This window comes from Mucilaginibacter sp. UR6-1 (assembly GCF_020880975.1).
Lineage (GTDB): Bacteria > Bacteroidota > Bacteroidia > Sphingobacteriales > Sphingobacteriaceae > Mucilaginibacter.
Genome location: NZ_JAJIWP010000003.1, coordinates 614,155 through 632,877, shown reverse-complemented (window position 1 = coordinate 632,877; position 18,723 = coordinate 614,155). Strand labels below are relative to the sequence as shown.

The 18,723-nt window shown below is 37.5% G+C and carries 25 protein-coding genes; 13 read left to right on the top strand and 12 right to left on the bottom strand.

Translation table 11 applies throughout. From position 1 onward, the window contains the following. Nucleotides 1-34 precede the first annotated feature (34 nt). Together LJ707_RS13280 and LJ707_RS13275 are read left to right on the top strand one after the other, a co-directional pair. A complete protein-coding gene (locus LJ707_RS13280; RefSeq protein WP_228951729.1) occupies nucleotides 35-622 on the top strand; it encodes a hypothetical protein in 588 nt (195 codons plus the stop codon). A 1-nt stretch (nucleotide 623) separates the two neighbouring features. Continuing rightward, entirely contained in the window at nucleotides 624-923 is a 300-nt protein-coding gene (locus LJ707_RS13275; protein WP_228951727.1) for a hypothetical protein, read from the top strand. Between the two features lie 109 nt (nucleotides 924-1,032). On the opposite strand, the gene LJ707_RS13270 is transcribed toward LJ707_RS13275, so the two are convergent. From LJ707_RS13270 to LJ707_RS13260, 3 genes are all read right to left on the bottom strand, one after another. Then, nucleotides 1,033-1,689 (bottom strand): hypothetical protein, encoded by a 657-nt coding sequence (locus LJ707_RS13270; protein WP_228951725.1) that lies wholly within the window; start codon nucleotides 1,687-1,689, stop codon nucleotides 1,033-1,035. 104 nt (nucleotides 1,690-1,793) lie between these two features. Then, nucleotides 1,794-1,988: a hypothetical protein gene (locus tag LJ707_RS13265; protein ID WP_228951723.1), complete on the bottom strand. Its 195-nt coding sequence runs from the start codon at nucleotides 1,986-1,988 to the stop codon at nucleotides 1,794-1,796. Beyond that, nucleotides 1,988-2,530 carry a hypothetical protein gene (locus LJ707_RS13260; RefSeq protein WP_228951721.1) on the bottom strand — a complete coding sequence of 181 codons (543 nt, stop codon included), beginning with the start codon at nucleotides 2,528-2,530 and terminating at the stop codon, nucleotides 1,988-1,990. The genes LJ707_RS13265 and LJ707_RS13260 overlap by 1 nt, the downstream gene beginning before the upstream one ends. Before the next feature lie 44 nt (nucleotides 2,531-2,574). Between LJ707_RS13260 and LJ707_RS13255 the strand changes: the two genes are divergently transcribed. Then, the gene (locus LJ707_RS13255; RefSeq protein ID WP_228951718.1) at nucleotides 2,575-2,949 is read left to right on the top strand and encodes a hypothetical protein; all 375 of its coding nucleotides are present in this window, start codon (nucleotides 2,575-2,577) and stop codon (nucleotides 2,947-2,949) included. A gap of 14 nt (nucleotides 2,950-2,963) precedes the next feature. Next, entirely contained in the window at nucleotides 2,964-3,383 is a 420-nt protein-coding gene (locus LJ707_RS13250) for a hypothetical protein (protein ID WP_228951715.1), read from the top strand. 1 nt (nucleotide 3,384) lies between these two features. Here LJ707_RS13250 and LJ707_RS13245 read toward each other — a convergent pair whose 3' ends face one another. Both LJ707_RS13245 and LJ707_RS13240 read right to left on the bottom strand, forming a co-directional pair. Continuing rightward, complete coding sequence (locus LJ707_RS13245) at nucleotides 3,385-4,584, bottom strand: terminase large subunit domain-containing protein (RefSeq protein WP_228951713.1); 1,200 nt, start codon at nucleotides 4,582-4,584, stop codon at nucleotides 3,385-3,387. A 144-nt stretch (nucleotides 4,585-4,728) separates the two neighbouring features. Then, nucleotides 4,729-5,106: a hypothetical protein gene (locus LJ707_RS13240; protein WP_228951711.1), complete on the bottom strand. Its 378-nt coding sequence runs from the start codon at nucleotides 5,104-5,106 to the stop codon at nucleotides 4,729-4,731. Nucleotides 5,107-5,206: 100 nt separating this feature from the next. Between LJ707_RS13240 and LJ707_RS13235 the strand changes: the two genes are divergently transcribed. The 4 genes from LJ707_RS13235 to LJ707_RS13220 all read left to right on the top strand — a co-directional run bounded on the left by LJ707_RS13235 (nucleotide 5,207) and on the right by LJ707_RS13220 (nucleotide 8,099). Then, entirely contained in the window at nucleotides 5,207-5,788 is a 582-nt protein-coding gene (locus LJ707_RS13235; RefSeq protein WP_228951709.1) for a hypothetical protein, read from the top strand. Nucleotides 5,789-6,075: 287 nt separating this feature from the next. Then, nucleotides 6,076-6,612 carry a hypothetical protein gene (locus LJ707_RS13230; RefSeq protein ID WP_228951707.1) on the top strand — a complete coding sequence of 179 codons (537 nt, stop codon included), beginning with the start codon at nucleotides 6,076-6,078 and terminating at the stop codon, nucleotides 6,610-6,612. 568 nt (nucleotides 6,613-7,180) lie between these two features. Further along, nucleotides 7,181-7,669, top strand: a complete 489-nt coding sequence (locus tag LJ707_RS13225) for a hypothetical protein (protein ID WP_228951704.1) — start codon at nucleotides 7,181-7,183, stop codon at nucleotides 7,667-7,669. Nucleotides 7,670-7,676: 7 nt separating this feature from the next. Further along, on the top strand, nucleotides 7,677-8,099 hold the full coding sequence (locus LJ707_RS13220) for a hypothetical protein (protein ID WP_228951702.1): 423 nt from the start codon (nucleotides 7,677-7,679) through the stop codon (nucleotides 8,097-8,099). On the opposite strand, the gene LJ707_RS13215 is transcribed toward LJ707_RS13220, so the two are convergent. The 4 genes from LJ707_RS13215 to LJ707_RS13200 all read right to left on the bottom strand — a co-directional run bounded on the left by LJ707_RS13215 (nucleotide 8,096) and on the right by LJ707_RS13200 (nucleotide 10,829). Next, nucleotides 8,096-8,779, bottom strand: a complete 684-nt coding sequence (locus LJ707_RS13215; RefSeq protein ID WP_228951700.1) for a hypothetical protein — start codon at nucleotides 8,777-8,779, stop codon at nucleotides 8,096-8,098. The two genes, LJ707_RS13220 and LJ707_RS13215, sit on opposite strands and share 4 nt — an antisense overlap. 79 nt (nucleotides 8,780-8,858) lie before the next feature. Continuing rightward, nucleotides 8,859-9,302 (bottom strand): hypothetical protein, encoded by a 444-nt coding sequence (locus LJ707_RS13210; protein WP_228951698.1) that lies wholly within the window; start codon nucleotides 9,300-9,302, stop codon nucleotides 8,859-8,861. A 5-nt stretch (nucleotides 9,303-9,307) separates the two neighbouring features. Beyond that, the gene (locus LJ707_RS13205; protein WP_228951696.1) at nucleotides 9,308-9,475 is read right to left on the bottom strand and encodes a hypothetical protein; all 168 of its coding nucleotides are present in this window, start codon (nucleotides 9,473-9,475) and stop codon (nucleotides 9,308-9,310) included. A 445-nt stretch (nucleotides 9,476-9,920) separates the two neighbouring features. Beyond that, nucleotides 9,921-10,829 carry a hypothetical protein gene (locus tag LJ707_RS13200; protein WP_228951692.1) on the bottom strand — a complete coding sequence of 303 codons (909 nt, stop codon included), beginning with the start codon at nucleotides 10,827-10,829 and terminating at the stop codon, nucleotides 9,921-9,923. A gap of 778 nt (nucleotides 10,830-11,607) precedes the next feature. Here LJ707_RS13200 and LJ707_RS13195 point away from each other — a divergent pair. From LJ707_RS13195 to LJ707_RS13185, 3 genes are read left to right on the top strand one after another with little or no spacing between them, the layout of a single operon-like run. Then, complete coding sequence (locus tag LJ707_RS13195) at nucleotides 11,608-11,889, top strand: hypothetical protein (protein WP_228951689.1); 282 nt, start codon at nucleotides 11,608-11,610, stop codon at nucleotides 11,887-11,889. Between the two features lie 45 nt (nucleotides 11,890-11,934). Next, on the top strand, nucleotides 11,935-12,177 hold the full coding sequence (locus LJ707_RS13190; RefSeq protein ID WP_228951687.1) for a hypothetical protein: 243 nt from the start codon (nucleotides 11,935-11,937) through the stop codon (nucleotides 12,175-12,177). Next, complete coding sequence (locus LJ707_RS13185; protein ID WP_228951680.1) at nucleotides 12,174-12,554, top strand: hypothetical protein; 381 nt, start codon at nucleotides 12,174-12,176, stop codon at nucleotides 12,552-12,554. The genes LJ707_RS13190 and LJ707_RS13185 overlap by 4 nt, the downstream gene beginning before the upstream one ends. A gap of 16 nt (nucleotides 12,555-12,570) precedes the next feature. On the opposite strand, the gene LJ707_RS13180 is transcribed toward LJ707_RS13185, so the two are convergent. Next, on the bottom strand, nucleotides 12,571-13,770 hold the full coding sequence (locus LJ707_RS13180; RefSeq protein WP_228951672.1) for a tyrosine-type recombinase/integrase: 1,200 nt from the start codon (nucleotides 13,768-13,770) through the stop codon (nucleotides 12,571-12,573). A 283-nt stretch (nucleotides 13,771-14,053) separates the two neighbouring features. Here LJ707_RS13180 and LJ707_RS13175 point away from each other — a divergent pair, with 283 nt between their 5' ends. Both LJ707_RS13175 and LJ707_RS13170 read left to right on the top strand, forming a co-directional pair. After that, entirely contained in the window at nucleotides 14,054-14,458 is a 405-nt protein-coding gene (locus LJ707_RS13175; protein WP_228952521.1) for an EVE domain-containing protein, read from the top strand. A gap of 18 nt (nucleotides 14,459-14,476) precedes the next feature. Continuing rightward, complete coding sequence (locus LJ707_RS13170; protein WP_228951667.1) at nucleotides 14,477-15,394, top strand: DUF72 domain-containing protein; 918 nt, start codon at nucleotides 14,477-14,479, stop codon at nucleotides 15,392-15,394. Here the strand turns inward: LJ707_RS13170 and LJ707_RS13165 are convergent. Then, a complete protein-coding gene (locus tag LJ707_RS13165) occupies nucleotides 15,391-15,735 on the bottom strand; it encodes a hypothetical protein (RefSeq protein WP_228951665.1) in 345 nt (114 codons plus the stop codon). The two genes, LJ707_RS13170 and LJ707_RS13165, sit on opposite strands and share 4 nt — an antisense overlap. Nucleotides 15,736-16,008: 273 nt before the next feature. Then, nucleotides 16,009-18,594, bottom strand: a complete 2,586-nt coding sequence (locus tag LJ707_RS13160) for a DNA translocase FtsK 4TM domain-containing protein (protein WP_228951658.1) — start codon at nucleotides 18,592-18,594, stop codon at nucleotides 16,009-16,011. Nucleotides 18,595-18,723 lie beyond the last annotated feature (129 nt).

Here is an 18,723-nt window from a genome sequence, read left to right as displayed (position 1 = left end):
CTTTTAAGTATATTTGATTAAAACCTTATCAACGATGCAGATAGACAAAACCCAACTCATTACAATTTTAAAGGAAAAATATGATTATGAAGTTCAACGTAAGCTTCATTTTGAATCTATCTTAAATATTCCGGTAACCATGTTGGGTTTATTAAGTGCTGGTATATTTTATGTTTTAAATCTATCACCCAACCATAGCTATCTGTGGTTCAATGAAATCAAACCTTGGTGTGTAGGAATTAATATGGTGTCATTCACAACATCGATTGTACTGATTATTCTATTTTATTTCGGTTACAAAAGAGAGTATAAATCCTTTCCAAACAGCGACGAAGTATCAACTAACTTTACGGAGCTATCCGAATACTATGATAAGATAACTCCTGGCTTAACATTGCTTGAATTAATTTTTAATCCCTCTAAAAGAGAGAAGGAAATTGATGCAAAAACTAATGAAAGGTTCAAGCAGAATATCATCGGATGGTATGTTGAAATCAACACTCACAATTCAAGCATCAATGACTATAGGGGTACTCTATTATTCGGGGCAAAGTTTTTTATTGGAATTTCATATTTGATATTAATATTAACTTATGCGTTATCTTTAGCTAACAGATTTTAACATGTCAGAGCGAAAAAAACAGAGAAGAATTAATAAAGCTATCAAGCTAAGTTCGCTTTCAGATAGTCGAATAAAAATTAAAAATAAAACCTCTAAACAGGATGAGATAAAAACTTACAAACCAAGAAAAGAAGGTAGGACTTATAAAGCTAAAAGTTCTAAATTAGGTTGGGTATTAAAATTTAATTACAAACCTGCTTCACGACGCTCATTTCGTCGAGTAAAATTTAAAAAAGCTTCAAGCACTGTTAACGTTTCTGAACCTGTAACACCAAAACCTAAAAACGAAAAAAGAAAATAAGATGGGAAAACAACAAAAACCACCTCCACCTCCGCCACCACAGGCACCACCACCAAAGAGAGAAAAAGCAGATAAGATTCCGATTAAGATTAAATAGCTTTTGGAATAATCACTTCTTACTGGCTTTTTTAACCAAGTCATTACCATACTTGTCTTGAATTGATGATGTGATGAAACTGGCAGCAAAGTTTGTTACTGATTTCGTCACATCGTCAACCAGTTTTGGTAACTCTTTTGAGAAGATATTTTTAGGGGCTAATCCTGTTTGATATACGGAATTCGCCATGGCGAAAGCAATGCTGTTTATTGCAGCTTCATCACCCTCTGAATTATTAAATGGTGAACCAGCATTTGAATCATAAAACTCTTCATTCCTAAGATTTAGATTTTTACGTTTGATGTAATCTTTAAAAGAATTAGCCGGAGGCTTCTTATCGGTATATTTGAAAGGACTGTTAGGTGCTTTTGCGTTACTTACTGAACCCTGCACACCTTTATCCTGGTATATTAAATAAGGTTTACCTATTATTTCAATTCCGGTATTAGATACATTCATCCTTAAATCAGCTATATCACCTGTGTTGGCAATACCAGCATCATTGATATTTTGCTGAACACGTTGGATAAAATTTGCCACATCAGATTCCATAGCGGTAAAGACCTCTTCATTTGAAAACTCTGAACGGGTGGAACCTATGTTATCAAGTTGTGATAAAGCATCAGCACGGGCTTGCCTTGATGCGCTGGTTATTGATTGTCTTGGCATATAAGCGTATATTGGTTAAGAGTTAGTTGGATATTGTCAGATTAAAGATTTGATTTTTATTGGCTAACACACCGGGCAAGACAGGGGGTCTTGTCCGTTCTTTTTTACTTTTTCGCTCTGTTTTCTATCAATTCAACCTTAGCTGAAAGATAACCGGCTAATGTTAGTACCTCTAAAACTGGTTTATTCATCACAATAAAAAAGCTGGTTAATGTTTCTTTTGCCACCTGCATTGCAAGGTCAATCCACCCCCACTGCTCTTTAAATTTATCTTCAGTGTGTTTTTGCAATTCGCCCATTACAGACCCTTGAACATTGCCCAAATCACTTTCAAGTTCTGCTTCATCATCTGTTTGCCCAAAGAGCGTTTTAAGGATTGTATTGATTTGTTCGTTGACTTGTTCAGTATAAAAAAAACGGCAACCACCTCCGGGATTGTCAAAAGGCTTAACTCACCAGCGGTTTTATCTTTTATAATCAGATTTAAGATTTTTTCCATGTTATCCCATTGTGATAACCTTAACTTCTGATAACTCACAAATTCATCATAAGTAAGTTCAGATTCAGCTTTGAGTTTAAGCGTTGTTTTAGCTTCCGGGATAGGTTCATTCATAAACTGCAACCGTTGAAGCATTGGTACTATTTCTGTAGCTGGTAAGCGTTCTAAATCAATAACAGGGATATCGAGAAATATAGATAGCGGTATTAAAGTGATGTAGCTGTTATATTCATCTTCATCCCACCCTTCCGGTAATTCTGCCGGTATTGCTTGAATGATTTTGATATAGGTTTTATAATTAATGTCGTGGTAGCTGGTGGGTAATTTATCTATCAATTGCATATTGATAAATAGTATGCTACCTTCGCTTGTAACCTATTCACATAATGAGAAGAATCACTTACGCAATCCTACTACTATCCTTTATGGGTTGTAAGCCGAAACCACAACCATTAAACGTTTACAATATCAAATTAAAGCAACTTGAAAAGGATTTGCTTACTCCAAATTACACTGCTATAGAAAAGCACGATACGGTTATGGTAGCTAATGATACCGCCGCTTTTGAGCAAGGTTTAATTAGTTATTATGCAAGAGTGAAACAAGAAAAGCTATTTAAAGAAAAAAGGCTTGAAGGGTATTATCAAACTATAGCCTTTTCTGTTACTGATGGCTCAGGTACTGATGTGCGCTACAAGCTATCCGAAAAGGTAGTTGATAGCTTAACAAAAAACGTCAAAAAGATTGCTGGAATCAATTAATAAAAATTAATATTATGAACTCAGACGAACATTGCAGAAATCCTCAATTAATTAAAGAGCTACTCAAAAATGATTTCAAAAACGAGCGTTACGAAATAACTTTTACACAACTATCACCAAATGTTGTTAAAGGTAAATTTGTAAACAAATTCGATAAGGAGGTCTACGAATCAAACTTTGGTTTGCCGAATACTTATAATGGAGAAAAGATTAAAGCTGAAACGCATATCAATTTGCAACCATTAGTATTTTGGGGCTTTGATAAAGGGAGTAATGTACCTTACATTCCTGATTTTGAAATCAACTCAGATGACTTTGTTGATTTTCTTAACAATAAGCTAATTAGTGTTCAAGATAACAGAGGTATAGACAAACTAAATAACCCTAAACCGGATAACAACATCAAACACATTAATGATATTAAATATAATTAGTTTAACCAAAGCTAAATCCTGCTAAGAAATTAACCGGTATTTGCTTCTTATAGCGATTAGCAAGGGCTAAAGCTATTACGCAATCATCAAACCCGCCGGGTGCATTACCATACTTGATGTACCCGGTACTTGTATAACTGTACTCAAAAATCGATAATTCATTTGCGGTAATTTCATTGAATTTTAGATTGCCTTTTTCAATATCTAAAATTAGTTCAGTAATTAGCTTAGGCTTTGTAGCTGATGTGAACTCAAAGCCCCGGATGTTTGCTACACCTTCGTTTTGCAAGCTCTCAAATATGCCATCACCAACGCTGCCATGTGTGCTGTCAATTACTTTCAATACGTTTGATGGTAGTGCTTTAATACGCTGCTTCGTATATTCATTATCCCGCTGGAACCGCTCAAAATAACACATAGCACCATCTGAATCTAAACCAGCAATTACGCTGTAATCTTGATACTTTGCTATATCAATCCCGAACACTACCGGCTTCTTGGTTGACAAGTTTGTAATTGTATTGGCTTCTATAAAATGCGATGCAACAACTGAATTGCTATTAGCATTTGGTACCGCTAAATATTCCTGTTTAAATGCTGAATCCGGTAATGAAGCTTTAGCTGCTTCAATCTCTGATTTGCTTATGTATGGGTTATCGTAGGTGCTGTAATGGAATGATTCCCATTCTGTATTGGATTCATCCAAGCCTTTTAAATAAAGGCTATAGAAGTAGTTTTTGCCCCGTGGGGTTGAGATGAATAAAGCATCACCCTCATAATCCGTCAAACATGGTCGGATGCTATTTAACCAGGCTAATTCTAAATCCGGTATATAAGCAGCCTCATCAATGATAACTGTATGAAATTTCCTACCTCTAAATGAATCAAGCCTTTCACCGGTTAAAAAGCTTAATGAACCACCAGTTTTAAGCGTAATAATCAGGTCGGTTTTATTAGCTGATTGTATTAACTGAACCGGAATAATCTTGGTTATCTCTTGAAAGAATATCTTACTTAGCTGATATGTAGGCGTAACGTAAGCGATATGCTTTTTTTTAAGCATACCAAGTATTGAAATTATTTGAGAAACCAGCGATTTGCCCCAGCGCCTCCCACATAAAAGGCATTTGAATCGTGCTTTGCTATCAAGTACTCTTTGCTGTCCGGAATGTGGTTTAGGTAGATTAATGTTAACGTCCAATACGTTTTTGATGTCCTGATTTTCCCGGCTTTTATATACTAATTGGCTGCGATTTTGGCACCTTTCACAAAAAGATGCCCTTTACAGTATCAAAAACAGCATATATTGGTTAGTGATTCCTAAACCAGTAAGTAGCCGGACGGCTTAGACAGTACCGTTTATTTTAATTATCCCACCATGGGGCATTCTTTTTTGGTAATGGTTAAACGGCTCTTCAATATCAAGCCCGGCATCATCATTGGCTTTGTCATTTTGGGTATCTGTAAAGCTCACAGTGACATTTATTTCACCGGAATGCTCAACGGTATCATCTGATTTTGATAATTGTGGCATCACGTATTTAGCTACAGCGTTGAGTATAGTCCATTGCTTGAACTCACTCATTTGTTCAAGGTCGGCTTCCAAATCTTCAATCTTATTTGATAAAACAAGCTGTATTTTATCCCTAATTTCCTGTGTGGTTTTGTTTTTAACGCCCGGCTTTCTACCTCCGGTTTTGGCACGTCCTTTTTGAAATCCCATCTATTTATCTTCTGTTATGAATAAATAGTACGTGCGAGGGCAGATTGAGAATTGCGCCCTAACATTTATGAGTTTTTGTATTACTTATAACCTTATATATATGAAGAATTTATACCTGACCTTGATTTTCGCATTAACCACAGTGTTAACAATAGCTCAAACTACTGAACATCTTTCTTTCAAAGGCGTTCCAATAGACGGAACACTTAATCAGTTTGTCTCCAAAATGAAAAACAGTGGGTTTACTAATTTAGGAACCGAAGGTGGGATTGCAGTGTTGAAAGGAGATTTTGCCGGATATAAAGATTGTTCTGTTGGTGTTGTAACATTAAGCCAGCAGGATTTAGTTTACAAAATTGGAGTTGCATTTCAAGACAAAGACACTTGGTCAAGCCTTTCAGGCAATTACTTTGATTTAAAAGAAATGCTAACCCAAAAATATGGTAAGCCTACTGATGTGGTGGAAAAATTTGATGGTCTTATTTCTGAACCGAAAGATGATGACTCCAAATTCCGTAATGTTAAATATGATAAATGCAAATACTATTCGATTTGGACTACTAAAAATGGTGATATAGAATTATCAATAGCAAATAAGAATTTAAATTGTTATATCAAGTTAGCCTATTTTGACAAAGAAAACTCAGCCAAAATAAAAGCGAAAGCGATTGATGATTTATAAGCATTAAATCTATACTTTCTCATTTAGCCGACTATTTATGATAAATAGATAGTATGGCTAAATTGAGCAAGAATGAGATTAAAGAACATAATATTGCTGTATAACTTCTACAAAAAGATAACCTAACCTTTGAAGAAAAACTTATAGTATTTGAGAAATGTAATGAGGGTGCAACATCAGTTAATAGTGAAGCTGGTGCATTCTTTACCCCTTATGAATTAGCTAATGATTTTTCATTAAACATATATGATAATGCTAAGACTATAGATTTATGCGCTGGTATCGGTATGCTGTCTTTTGTTGCTTATCACTACAGAAATTGTAAAGATATTACCTGTGTTGAACTAAATCCTACCTATTACGAAGTTGGTAAGAAATTACTACCAGAGGCTAACTGGATTAATGATTCAATCTTCAACTACAAAGACTTTGGATTATTTAAACAAGCTATATCTAACCCCCCGTTTGGTAAAATCAAGACTGGCTTAGATAAGAATCTGCAATCTGAACTAAAATACAAGGGTGCAGAATTTGACTTAATTACTGTTGAGATAGCTTTTAAAATCGCTGATTATGGTTGTTTCATACTCCCACAGCAGTCAACACCTTTCAAATACTCCGGTTCAGAATTTTATATGGATTTACGTGAAACAGGTAAAGGTTATAATCCTTATGGCCTAACAGTACCCAATAAAGTGCAGAAGTTCATTAAGGAAACGGGATTGGATTATATGTTCAATATTGGTATTGATACCAGCATCTACAAGGATAGCTGGAAAGGTGTTAGTCCTATTTGTGAAATCGTGACTTTTGAGTTTAAATAAAAAACCCGACTTCATTAGCCGGGTTTTCCAATTTGCTGATTTCAAATTTCTTTGGATATAAGTGCAAGATTAATATTTAAGTTAATTTAATATTTTATCTCTTTGCAAATGATTGCAAGTAGGTTGCAAAAGAAAAAAATGCTGATATTATTGTTAAACGAGGCTCAATGGTATCCCAATTTCTAAGTATAGAATCTAATATTTGTGTATAATCAGCAAATAGATATAGAATAGCTGTTAAGAAAAGAATTATGAATCCTTTTTTCAACTTATCTAAAGTATCGCACTTATTAGATTGAGCTGTTGTTAAATTTTTAGTATTTTTTCTCTTATCAACCTTGTTTCTTCGCCGCCCGGACATTGCCCTGAGCATTAAAGGTCAACGATTTAATTAACTGTTTTTCGTTCATTTAACTCCTTCTTTTTTTTTGTTATAATCAAATATATTAAAAAATAAATTTAAAACAACCACCTCATTATTAATGAGTTTTCCACATCGCATTAAAATTGAGCCATCTTTTTTGAAGTTAGATAATTGAGATTATCTTAGCACTTAAATCTTATATAAATGAAAAAAACCTTACTTATCGCATCAGCAGCGTTGCTGCTATTATCTTCTTGTGGTGATAAAAAAGCCAGCTTAGAAGAAACAGCAAAAAAGAACATTGCAATTTATTTGAATCAACATTTGAATGATTCAACCAGTTACCAACCTGCATCTTTCGGTACGCTTGATTCCTTAACTGATAGCTTTTATGATGACCCCAACTACAAGAAAATCGATGACCAAATAAGCGATATTAGTTCGGAAAAGATTTCTGACATGGAAAAGAATTATAATGCTTATTCAAAGAAAGAGGCTGCCGGGTTTTATGATAAGAAAAAAGCAGCTTTAGAGGCAGAGCAAGATATCATTGCTAAAAACTACAAAGAAAAATTTATTGGTTACCGTATGGAACATAAGTACCGGGCTAAAAATGGTTTTGGTGCCTTAATGCAAAATGAAACCGTATTTGTATTGGATAGCTTAGGTAACGTAGTTAAAGCTTTGAAATAGATTAACAATGACTACTAACACTCAAATTGAAATTAGAGATTACATTACTTTAATCGTTTTGATTTGCACGATTGTATCTTCACATTTTTTAGCTTCTAAGCAAACGAGAAAAAACAAACGTGCAAAGTGGATTGATGATTTCAGAATTTCAATAGCGAATTTCATTTCCCTATCTCAACAAATAGACCATTTAAACATAGATACTTTTATAAAATTCTCAAATAGTGGCTATACTATAATCTTGCTTTTAAATCCGGAACTAAAAAAACACTCTGACTTAATCTTACAAATTAGGTCATTCATTAACTTATTATCAGATTTAAAAAATACCAATCCACGAACAGAATTTATGGCAAAGTACGAAGACATTTTCCAAAATATATATTCTTTAACTCGTGAAATAATAAAAATTGAAGAAAAAAAAATTTAGCTTTTATATCTGATTCTATGCTTTAAAAATTCCAATTCTTCAATCATATTTTCCTTAGCCTTTATTCGCTCCTTTGAAGGTGAACCCGGCTTTTGTTTGCCCATCAATTGATAAAAAACAAATTTAGCTTCCGGGCTTAAATGGTCAATTATTTGTTCGGGAGTAAAACCGTATTCAGTTTCAAAATCTGATTTTGCATCTGCATCATCAAAGATTATTAATTCTTGCTTAGGTTCTGTATCACCATCGCTTAGTGATTCTAACGGTGGGATGCTGTAGTTGGTAGTATTGAATACTGAACCAAACCCCAAGCGTGACACTAAGCAGGATTTTGGGTTGTTGGTACGTTTATCAATAGCAAAGCATTTTAGCACGATAATACGCATTAGTAGAGCTATAATTCGGGTGCCTTTTATTTTAGAATTTTCATAAGCATCAATGAACTTATCTGTGTCATAGTTCCATAGATGCAAAAATGCTTCTTGGTAAATATCCTCTATAAAATCATTTTCCTGTACGCCATTATTTTGTAGTAGGTAACTTTTATATAGACAGCCTTTAATATATTCTTTTATCGGATTAGCCTTTGATTTAGATTTAATCCCTAAGTAGTAACCGTCAATACGACCAGTACGGTAAAACTGATTTATAATTTGTTCTTTTTGTTGTTGATTAGTCATTAAACATTTAATTAAGGCACAAAGCCTAAGTAGCTACACCGCGTGGGAGTCATATAGCTTAATCCGTGAAACGGAGATATTATTTTGTCACTTGGTAGATGTATTTCCTACCTAATCTGTGCGGGATTTCAATGAAAATTTTGTCTTTTTTTCCGACATCTATCACAGTTTTACGTCCTGCATTTTTGATTACAATATTTATGTCAGTTATACTAATATTTCGAAGGTTATAAGAATAAGCAACCCCATCAGTATAAAAACATAAATAATACATGTTTGCTTTACCATTGGCATCTGCTATGGCTGTCAGATTTTTAAGTTTATCCGCTTCCAAAATTGAAGAATCGAATGCTGTGGAACTGATTTGCCGGTCTTTTACTTCAATAAAATAATTTAGTGTAGGTGTTTGCCCAGAAAAATCCCAAACCTCACTTATATCGGGGCTTTCCGCAAATTGGTAATTAGGAAATAGCATCTTCGTCTTATTTCTACCTATCTCTTCGCATTTTTCAAATTCGTTCATAGCTCTTATATATCCTCTCTCAAATCTCTCATAAGCTCCATAATACCGTAACTATCGGCGCAAATCAATCTGCATTTATCGTTTTTTAGGTCTATCATTAGATAAACATCGGCTGCTCTGTCGGCAACGAAATACCAATCGTATACCTTAATTACTTCAACTTCTTTTTCCATGTGCTCCTTTATTATAAATACTCGTTAACTTTGAAAAAGACAATTTTTTTCAGTGTTTTTTTTTAAAATTTTGATAGCAGGATAAAGTGATTATTAATGAGAAAGAGGGTTAGAAGTTTTGTTATTAAATTTTGCTAATTTTAATTATTCAACTAAAACATGGAACAATTAATTTTCCCTTTCAGGGACGTAATGATGGAACCCATAATTTAATCTTGATAGTAACAGACGATATGCAAGCTTCAATTGTATATAACGCTCTAAATATTACCAAAACCGTTAGCTTAGAATGCTCAATTACGAAAGAGTTAATTGATTTAAAGATTGTATTAAATGACTCCTATCAAGAAATTAGAATAACATTTGGCAAATTTCCTGTTTATGGGCGGGCAATTCCAGTAGTTCCATTATTTAGCTAAAGCAATTTTACGAGTTACCCATAGCTTTAAGCAGCAATTATTGATTTAAAAACTACTTTTTGATGGCTCCCATCAACCATCTTTTGAAAGTGTGCTTTCACTTTGCCTTTAATCGGTACAATTATTCCCACTCCGGGTTGATTAAGTAAGGTTGAAAATAACCTAACTTGTTCTGCCATATCCATCTTTTTTACCCATTCTTCAATTTCACTGTAGTTATCAATATAGCACCCCGCTTCATCAGACAGAATAACTAACTGATGGTCGTATGGTATAATGCTTAATCTATCTGTTAACCTTATTTCAATACCATCTTGTGAAGCCACAGATTCAATTATTTCATCTGGCAATACAACCGATAATGTTGGTTGAATTGGTGTCTCTATGGACTCAGATTGCTTTTTAAAATTCACTTCATCCATTGATGCAGGTATTGCGATATTATTGAATTTCAACAGTGCTTCAAGTTGTTGAATACGTGTAATCAATTTGCTTTCATTTTGCGATTGCGGGATTTTTTTTCGGGGCTGGAACTTTGAAAATTCTTTATAGGTAAAGCCATCAGCAATGAAGCGATTGATAAAAGTAGGTGTACCGGGGGCTTCAAATTGGAAAGATACTACATCGCAGATATCCGTATCAACGTTGAACGGCTTCACCATGGCGTAAGTCCTGCACTGCTCTTTATATTTGCCAGCCTGTACGAGCTTTATTATATCAGCCTGAACCAGCACATCAAAAACTTTATCCAATTGAAGTGTGTTTCTCCCCAACAGCTTTTTAAATTTGCGGACATACACATCATAGTTCCCGTGGTAATTTGTTTGTGATACAATAAACAGGGCAATGATTTTATCACCCTTACTTAGTGGTAAATTATGTAAATCAAGGTATTCCGCCACCTTTAGGGTAAGAAATTTGTTTTTACTTTTCATTTGTTTTAGAGTTTATCAACCAAAAAAGTTTCAAATAAAGTAGCAGGACTTGCAACCCCTGCTACCGTTAACTCTAAAACCTAATTGGTATTTATTATAAATACTTTCGAGATATGGAAAGTACCAATAGAGTTGAAAATTTTTCAAACTCCTAAAGCAAACTTAGTTCGGTTTTCAGATTTGTCAAGCGATTAGCACCACTATTTCACCACATAAAAAGGACTTACATCACCACGCTTTAACCCAAATATCACCACATTAATCCAAAATATCACCACATTTTCCCCGTATATCACCACGATATCACCACTATTATATTAATGTATTTATGTATACTTAATAATGTAAAATGTAATAATGTATTAGGCTTTGGCAGTTGGTATTTCCTTTTCTTAAACTTTTCTAACCGGAGGAAAATACTCTCAACTATTTGAAAAATACTTCAACCTATTATGAAAAATGCCGGACACGGCACAGTTACCAATTAATATTTGGAATCCTATTTCACCGTCTTATTTATTTTACATAAATGCTTAATTATCAATTATTTATTTAAAATAAAATTTGCATATTGAAATTTCTTGACTATATTTGCAGCAAAATATTAGGTAAATCTATATACGGTTGCAATAAATAATTGCACATCTATATTTAAGTTGGGTAGCAGAGATGCTGCCCATTTGCATTTTAAATGGTGTGGTGAAAAATAAATTTATTTTAAATAATGATGTAAAACAACAGCATCAAATGGTTTGATACTGAATTAATGAATATAAATATGGAAATAATAGAAAATCAAGTATCTGATAGTGCTGAAAACGAAAAAGAACCGAACGTATTAATTGCAAAAATTTACTTCACTGTACTACAGATTGATGTTAATAAAAACTATAGTAAGTACGTTAATCTTGTGACCGACCATCAAATAGATTTCAATTTCAAAAATTTAGAAGAGGGTCAAGAGTTTTTTAGTGCAGTAACAAAGGAATCTGTAATTACAGAAACTGTCGACCTCAAAGCCTTAGCCGGTATTGCGAACTCAATTTTGTCTCAATTGTAACATTATTAAGCCGATGTTTATATCTCCGAGGCTTAACATAAAACTATGGACTTAAAGCAGATTTTCAGTGAGATATTACAGGTGTTGGGTAATAATTTAGCCAACCAATTTGAATTCGGTCTTACCACCAAGATAGGTACTAAATGTAGCAGCATAACAGCTTATTACTGGTACAGTTCAGAGTCGGGCAAGAACAAAGAGATATACGTTAACATCTGTGATTTATATAAGCTTGAAATAGAGGGTAAGCAATCAGGTAATTACTTTTATGTTAACATATACTTATGAACGCTAAAATTTTGAGAGAGGTTGAATTTGGTATTGAACAACTGAAAAGAGAAATAGCAGAAGATAACCGTAATGGCCGTGAAGCAATGAGACGTTCAGAGGCTAAAAGGATTGCTTTTAAAGAATTTAATCCTGAAAATGACATTGTCATAAGCCGCGAAGTATTCGCTTCGTTAAATGAGCTAAAAACAGCTAAAAATCCAACGATGCAATCTGAGCAGATAGAAGAAATTAGAGAAACTGTTTTATTTCTTAAAACCCTGTTTACCGAAAGTGTAAAGGGTAAAACACCATCAAAAGCACTAAGTAAAGAAGAGCGCGTTAATGCGCTGCGCGCAAAAATGCTATCAAAGATTGCCAAAAGTAAAAGGGGCTAATTTCGCCCCTTTTACCTTAAAACATCTTACTTGCCGATGGCTGGATGATATTCTTCAACAATCGCTCTCTCACATATAGTGTAGTTACCTGTAAATTTGCGTGTCTATTACGTTGCCTTATTTCTTCGTATGATGCACCATTCTCGATGTCAAAATAATTGGATGAATGCTTTAATGCATATAATTTAAGGTGCTTGGGGATTTTATATTTTTTGCGAAACATACGCCACTTTTGCCCAAAATAATCCTGATGAATTTGTTCAGCCCCCGGTTTGCACCTATGCCCAAAAACAAAATGTGACTCCGGCAAACCTGCTGTTAATTCATCTAAGAGATTGTACATATCATCATTTAGTTGAAAAATTGCTTCACAACCATTTTTGGTCTTTGCTGGTGGTAACGTCAATTGTTTCTTGGTAAAATCTATATCGCAAATTTGGATACGTGAAATTTCAACAGGTCGTATGTTGTAATGAAATACCAATTTTGATGCAACGAACAAACCGAAGTAGGATTTGTCATTTTCTAATAACTTCACCACATGGTGAAGTTCGGATGATTCATAAATTTTGAACCTTGATGAATCTTTTCGTGTATTTTTTTTCACTGATTCAATCACCGGATTCTCAGTTATTAATTTTAGAGTTTTTAAATAGTTAAAAAAAGTACCCAAATCTGTACGGTAACAATTATAAGATACCTTATTCCATTTACGAAGATTTGCGGTGTGTTGTAAAAAGCTATCAATATCAATCCTTGTGAATGTTTGCGGTTTTCGTTGTAAGTAAGATTTGGACTGCAACCAAGTTTTGAAGTACCTGACCAAATAACTATTTAGTTCATAGGATTTCGGTTTCATCGCTTTGTTATCGCGTTGTTTCTCCCGCTCTTTCAACCAGTAGTCCAAGCATTCATCAATTGTTGAAAGTGGTGATAACGGACGGTCTTTAAAATTATCTGTTATTGGATTCCAGCCTTTGCTTAACCAATCAACCATTACTTCAATTGTATCTTTGGCATTGGTTTTTAATACCGATAATGACGAACCGGGTTTTAAATTAGTCATTTTCCTAATTCGTTGCGACACACCGGTATCAGGATTAATAAAGTAAAAAGAGATGTAAGGCTTACTTCCGGGGTGTAACTTAAATTCGTAAGTTTCCCATGTTTGAATCAGGATGGCACCTGATTGTTTTGTTTCTTTTTTTCGTTCCATTTGCGGTGATTTTTAATCAGCCCGCCGTATCAGAAAATAAATTTATTTTGAGTTCGGAAAGGCTTTTTTTTATTTAGCCCGACCGATGGAACTATGTCCAAAACTACTAAAAATAACCCGTTTTTTAAAATCTGATTTCGCTGACTGATACATTAATTATTCTGTTATCACCGACCTACTTATTTCAATTGAAAATTTTAACAACCGCTCTGAGGATTCTTCTTATTTTTGTCACCTTCCTTGTCACCACAAGGGTAAAAACATGGCAAACAATAGCAAAAACATACAATTCTGGTTAGTAAAAAGCGAACCGTTTAAATATAGCTGGGAAAAATTTAATGAGGATGGCCGTACCTTTTGGGATGGCGTACGCAATTACCAGGCGCGCAACAACCTGAAAGGCATGCAAAAGGGCGACCTCGTGATGTTTTACCACAGCAACGAGGGTAAAGAGGTTGTGGGCATTGCCAAGGTGGTTAAGGAGTTTTACCAGGATCCCACTACGGAGGATGCCAACTGGGTGGTAGTTGACCTCTCGCCGGTTGAGGCGCTGAAAAAACCGGTTACGCTGGAGCAGATCAAGGCGGACGAGCGCCTGAAAGATATTAGTTTGGTGCGCCAGGGCCGCTTGTCGGTTATGTCGCTCAAGCCCGAGGAGTTTGACCGTATTGTTGAATTAGGCAGCTAATATATAAAACCCACACCTATGGAATTTGGCCGAGTTACTCCCGAAGAGCTTTTAACTACCGACTTTACCTTGCAGCCTGATCCGCAGATAACTACGGAAACCTTAGCGGCATCAAGCCGCAAGGGCGACCTGCAGGTACATGTGGGCTGTGCCAAATGGGGCCGTAAGGAGTGGGTAGGCAAAATATATCCGCCTAAAACCAAGGATGCCAATTTTTTGGATGAGTACGTTAAGCATTTTGACTGTATTGAACTCAACGCCACCTTTTACCAGGTATACGGTGCCGAAACCATCGCCAAGTGGCGTGATAAGGCGGCTATTAATCCTGATTTCAGGTTTTGCCCCAAGTTTTCGCAGAGCATCAGCCATATTCGTCGCCTTAAAAATGCCGAGGAAATAACCACCAGCTTTTACGAAGGCATTACCGCCTTTGGCGATAAGCTGGGGCCGCTGTTTTTACAACTGAGCGATAACTTCACACCCAAAAGCTTCCCCGAGTTAAAGGCTTACCTGGAGCACCTGCCAACTGATGTTCCGGTATTTGTGGAATTGCGCCATAAGGATTGGTTTGCCGTGCCCGAGAACAGCGAAAAGGTATTCAACTTATTCAGAGAACTTAACATAGGCGCGGTAATAACCGATGCCAGCGGCAGGCGCGATTGTGTGCACATGCACCTGCCTACGCCACATGCCTTTATCCGCTTTGTGGGTAACAGCCTCGACCGTACCGATTACCTGCGGGTTGACGAATGGATTGACCGTATTAAACAATGGGCCGATAAAGGGCTGCAATCCGTTTGGTTTTTTATGCACCAGCACGACGAACGTTACTCGCCCGAGTTGAGTGATTACGTATCCGATCAATTCAACAAAAAACTTGGCCTGAACCTGATGCGCCCGAAATTTATCGGCAAGGAAAAAGGATTATTTGATTAAGCTGATTGAGGCCGCTCAACAGCCTTGCGTACCAATCTGCCGGTAAGCGCGGCGAAACCGCCAAGCAAGCCGCCAATTACTACGGTTACCAGCAGCAGATACAGCCAATGCGGCAATTGGAACAGCGTTGCCATACGTGTAGCCAAAACATTATTATTAGGCAGGCTTTTAAGTAATGCGAAAGCCAGCCATGCCAACCCCACCCCTGCAAACCCCGACCAAAACGCGCTGCCGCTTGTTTTTACAAAATAAGCCACTACCAATGCTATCAGCACGGCTACCCACCAGGGCAGGAACAATCCGCTGATAAAGGTTAAAGCGAGTATAATGGCGAATAGCATATATCTTATTATTGTTTGTGAAACCCCTCCCTGCCCTCCCGTGGGAGGGAATTGGATTTTTTTATATCTTTTTATACCCTGTCATTTCGAGCGATAGCGAGAAATCTGTCGCTTTGTTATGAACGCGGACAGATTTCTCCTTGTAAAACCCCTCCTAAATCCTCCCCGAGGGGGAGGACTTGAAAATACGTCATTGCGAGGTACGAAACAATGACGCATGAGTTATAATACTTTCAACTCCCTCTCCTACAGGAGAGGGCCGGGGTGAGGTATCTACTCCCCCTTCCCCGATAATGCTTCCAGATGGCGCTCCAGGCTATATTCATCCGGATATAACACGTCACGTGCCTTGCTACCTTCAAACGGGCCAACTATGCCTGCGGCTTCCAACTGGTCAATAATACGGCCGGCACGGTTGTAACCCAGTTTAAGCTTACGCTGTATCAATGAGGTTGAACCTTGCTGGTGCAGCACAATTAACCGGGCGGCATCCTCAAACATCGGGTCGCGATCGTCCGGGTCAAAATCTTTGGCTCCGCCGCTTTCTTCGCCGTCGCCAACGTATTCAGGCAGCATGTGCGCTGTTGGATAGCCCCGTTGATCGCCAATGTAGGATGATATTTTCTCTACCTCCGGCGTATCAACAAAGGCACACTGCAAACGGATCAGATCACTGCCGGTTGACAGCAGCATATCACCACGACCGATCAACTGGTCGGCACCACCGGCATCCAAAATAGTGCGCGAATCGATTTTTGACAATACCCTGAACGCCAGCCTTGCCGGGAAGTTGGCCTTGATGGTACCCGTAATAATATTAACCGACGGCCTTTGCGTAGCAATAACCAGGTGAATACCCACCGCTCGGGCCAACTGCGCCAAACGGGCAATAGGCATTTCCACCTCTTTACCGGCGGTCATCATCAAGTCGGCAAACTCGTCAACTATCAGTACGATGAACGGCAAAAAGCGGTGCTTCTCCGGGTTAGGTATTTTACGGTTGATGAATTTGGCATTGTACTCCTTCAGGTTACGTACCTGCGCATCCTTCAGTAAGTCATACCGCTGATCCATCTCGATACATAACGAGTTCAGCGTGTTGATCACCTTTTTTGTGTCGGTAATGATGGCATCAGCCTCATCGGGCAGTTTAGCCAAAAAGTGGCGCTCTATTTTACGGAACAATGTCAGCTCCACCTTTTTAGGGTCGACCAGTACAAACTTCAACTCAGCCGGGTGACGTTTATATAGTAACGATACCAAAATGGCGTTAATACCTACTGATTTACCCTGACCGGTAGCACCGGCAACCAGTAAGTGGGGCATCTTAGCCAAATCGGCAATAAATACTTCGTTGGATATGGTTTTACCCAGCGCGATAGGCAGATCCATCGTCGTATTCTGGAATTTTTCGGTTGCCAGTACCGAACGCATTGACACCATTTCGGGATGTTGGTTAGGCACCTCAATACCTATGGTACCCTTGCCCGGCATCGGCGCGATAATACGGATACCTAAAGCGGCAAGGCTCAGGGCTATATCATCCTCCAGGTTTTTGATCTTGGAGATACGCACACCCGGCGCCGGAATGATCTCGTACAGGGTCACCGTCGGACCAATCGTCGCCTTGATCTTGTCAATCTCGATATTGTAGTGGTTAAGCGTTTCAACGATCTTGTTCTTGTTGGCTTCCAGTTCCTCGGTATTAACGGCTATTTTGTTGGTGCCATAATTCTCTAACAACTCAAGCGGTGGATATTTATAGCTGGCCAGGTCAAGCGTTGGGTCAAACGTACCGAACTGCTCTACCAGGTCGTTGGCTTTGTCTGAGTCGCTTTTTTCAATATTCAGTATAGCCGTAGGACGTTCGGTTTCTACAGTAAGCGGTATTTCTTCTTCCTCTTCAGGCTCGTGTATCACACGCTCGTTCACTACCGGATCGGGCGTAAGCACAACCGTTTCATGAAAAACGGGCACATCCTGCACCACAGGCTGCGGCCTTACAGGTTCGGTTTTTTGTACGTTAGCGGCCAGTTTATCGCGCAGGGTGCCATGGGCATTGGCGCGGGGCCATTCCACCGGCGCTGATGGTTCTTCGTCTATCAAATCTACCGGTTCGGGCACTACGTCCGGCACAGCCTCCGGCTTCACTTTTTGCTTGCGCTCAGGCAGTTTAAAGTCAATATTATAAGCAATTATCAATACCGTTAAGGCAGCAAACACCAGCAGGCCTAAAACGCCTGTTTGCCCTATTTGCGCCTCAAGCAAACGGTTGCTCCAAAAGCCGAATTGGCCCTCCAGAAAGTGCGGCGTATCATTAATAAACGAATGAAAAAAACCAAACGCTATTGAAAGGAATACAATGCTGAATAAGGTATAAGCCAGCATTTTACTCATGGAGAACAAACGCACCTTAAACAGCATACGGTAGCCCAGCACAAAAAACACAAACACAAACAGGAACGATGCCACGCCAAACCATTCAAAAATAAACTGGTTAGCCAGCAGCGCGCCAAACTTGCCCAGCCAGTTATCAACCACCGGGTCTATATTTTTAAGGGCCAGTTCCTGGGTTGTTTTAAACAGGTTATCCCAGCCGCCATTGGCTTTTGATACATAGCTCTGATCTTCCTGCCAGGTAAAAAGATAGGAGGTAAATGCCGTTAAAAAAAATATGGACAAGATAAGAAAAAACAAACCTGCCACTTTTATCAACCGGCCGTCCTTTAAGTCAAACGTGGGCAAATTCTCGGGCTTTACCTTAAATATACGGCCCTTTTCGGGCTTGCCCGCGGCGGTGCGGGGCTTGTTTTCGTCCCTTAAAGTATTTGTTTTAAACTGATTTCCTTTTGGCGGCATCCTGCAATATCTCTAATAATCTTCAAATATAAAGTTAATTAGTTAACAACTTATTTGGCGGTAGTTTTTAAAAAAAATGCGCCTTTTAATTACAGGCATTCAATCTGTTTAATAAAATATAAGCACATA